The 2,170-nt window shown below is 54.3% G+C and carries 1 protein-coding gene and 2 pseudogenes; 1 reads left to right on the forward strand and 2 read right to left on the reverse strand.

The features are described 5' to 3' along the window. Nucleotides 1–969, reverse strand: a pseudogene (locus ACM6IQ_RS20455) (RHS repeat protein); the annotation flags it as partial. A gap of 90 nt (nt 970–1,059) precedes the next feature. Between ACM6IQ_RS20455 and ACM6IQ_RS20460 the strand changes: the two are divergent. Further along, nucleotides 1,060–1,149: pseudogene (locus ACM6IQ_RS20460) on the forward strand (ABC transporter permease); the annotation flags it as partial. Nucleotides 1,150–1,194: 45 nt separating this feature from the next. Here the strand turns inward: ACM6IQ_RS20460 and ACM6IQ_RS20465 are convergent. After that, nucleotides 1,195–2,170 (reverse strand): RHS repeat-associated core domain-containing protein (locus ACM6IQ_RS20465; protein ID WP_414879670.1); only part of this gene is annotated, 976 nt, incomplete at its 5' end.

A 2,170-nucleotide genomic window follows, 5' to 3' on the forward strand; every position in this document is an offset into this window, starting at 1 on the left:
TTTGTCCTCCAGCTCGACGATATTGCCTGCCGGGTCATAGATGTAGTTCAAGTCTTGCAGTGGCCTTTGATTGCCGACCGCCGCCACCAGCCTGATCAGCCGACCGTCATCTGCGCCGTACTCAGCTTGCGTTTTCACACCGTTGCCAGCGATTTCGCTTTCGATCTGGTCGTAGGGGTTGTAGCGGATGTCGCTGACCACGCACTGCGGTTGTTTGCCATCCCTGGCCAGCAGCAGCCAGGTTTCACTCAACCTGCCGGCCACGTCGCAGCCAAAGGTTCGGGTATTGCCCATGGCATCGGTCTGGCGCTCAATCTCGCCCGTGGGATAGAAAACGTGCCGAGTGACGAACGACTGCTCCTCCAGCAACGCGTCCCGGGCCTCGAATTCACTTGGCCAGTTGGGTGTTTCAAGGTCGATCAGGAACCATTGGTTTTCACTCAGTTCCGCACCGGCCAAACCGTAGTCGGTGACGAATCGGGTGCTGGCCGGATTGTCATGGCGGATCAGCTTTGCGCATTGGTTATGCACAGCGAATGCTGGGGCAGCGCCGCCGTAGGTCAGTCGCTCAACCACGCGCGATGGTGCTTCGGCGGCCTGTTCGGTAACGGCTATCGGGCGCTGCTGATCGTCATAGTCGATGCAACGCTGACTGCCTCTGGCGTCCCAGAACGAAAACAGCGAGCTGGTGTGATTCAACAGATTCAACTGCCAACCGGCATCAACACTGTCCGTCATCAGGGGCTGATCGCTCAAGCCATAGACTGTCGACAGGTTCGGTTTCGGCGCTGTGCCCCAGAGCCGTGGATCACACGAGACAACCAAGCGCCCCGCCGCATCGAAAACCTGCCGGGTGATGCGTGACTCAATGATGGTCTCGTCCGGGCGCCGGCAATAGCCCACGCTGCGGATCGCCAAGGCTCGCGGGTCCATGACCGACAGTTTCGGTGTGTGTTGGTGAGCGTTCACGGTCTCGACGGTCCTTCGCTCGGGTCGAGGAAAGACTGAGCCATTTTTGGCCGGGCCGATACTGTAAGAAGTAACAGAAAACCTCACCGTTTGGCGTGTTTTTTGAACCTGATCCGCTCGATTTTGATGGTGCCGTTGATTCCGTTTACACGGTTGATCTTCGGCACCACGTATGGCGTATGAGCGCGCTGCCCCCGTCCCGTTCAAGCAATCAAGGACTCGATGTCACTTCTCATACAGCTTTACAAAACGGTGACCAAGAGATCGGAAAAATGAAGTTTTTTTGATCTTCTCCTGAGCGAGTGGACGTGTGACTCGGCGGGTGCCAATGGACGGTCGCACGGGATCAGCCAATGGCTTGGCATTCCTCAACGTAGACTCTTCATAGCGGATCTGCTGGGCAGTCATCCCTTTAGTCTCCATCTTGAAAATGATGTTCAGGTCTTCTCTTTCCTCCCAATTCGTTTTGGCTGCTTCCCAGACACCTTGTTCTTTCAGGTACGTGATCAAGCCATTGAAATCTCGCTTGTACGTGTTCACCAGGCGCTCATACATTTCGGGCGAGTCAATGGAATGGATTCGAAGTGCTGAATCAAACGACGAGCTTTCTGGAATCGGGGCATAGCTCACGGACTGTTGCTGCGGAGCAATCTCAAGAATCATCGCCGTCACGTCAATGGACGATTCGGGTTTGTAGTGCCCGGAATGATTGTTGATGACGAGTTTTGAAGGGTCTTGCTCATCCACTTTCAATAGTCCGGCGAACTCTGGAAGGCCCATACCGGGCTGGATGCCCATGTGCTGCTGATACATATTGGCAAACAGACGAAGCTTGCCGTCCTGATCACGAAATGCAGCAATGGCATTTCCAAACGATGATGGGTACCACTCGGAATTTCCACCCTCGATCGCCTTCATATCTCGGCCATAAACCGGACCGGTACTCATGAACGTGTTTTTCTCTTGATTCCATCTCAACTCCTCGAACCATCCCGTTCCAATGCTTTTATTCATTGGGTTGACGATATCGGCGATAAAAATATCGGCTGGAATCGATAACGTGCCTTGCCAATCGTAGAAATTAACCGGGTTGTTCCTCACCATCGCATAGCGATTGAGCCCGTCCATGTCGCCTGCAGGGTCCGGACATATCCAGCGCTGCAACCACGGTGCGTAATACCTATACCCGTAATAATAGAGT

Source organism: Pseudomonas sp. IT-P100, assembly GCF_949767185.1.
Classification (GTDB): domain Bacteria; phylum Pseudomonadota; class Gammaproteobacteria; order Pseudomonadales; family Pseudomonadaceae; genus Aquipseudomonas; species Aquipseudomonas fluorescens_B.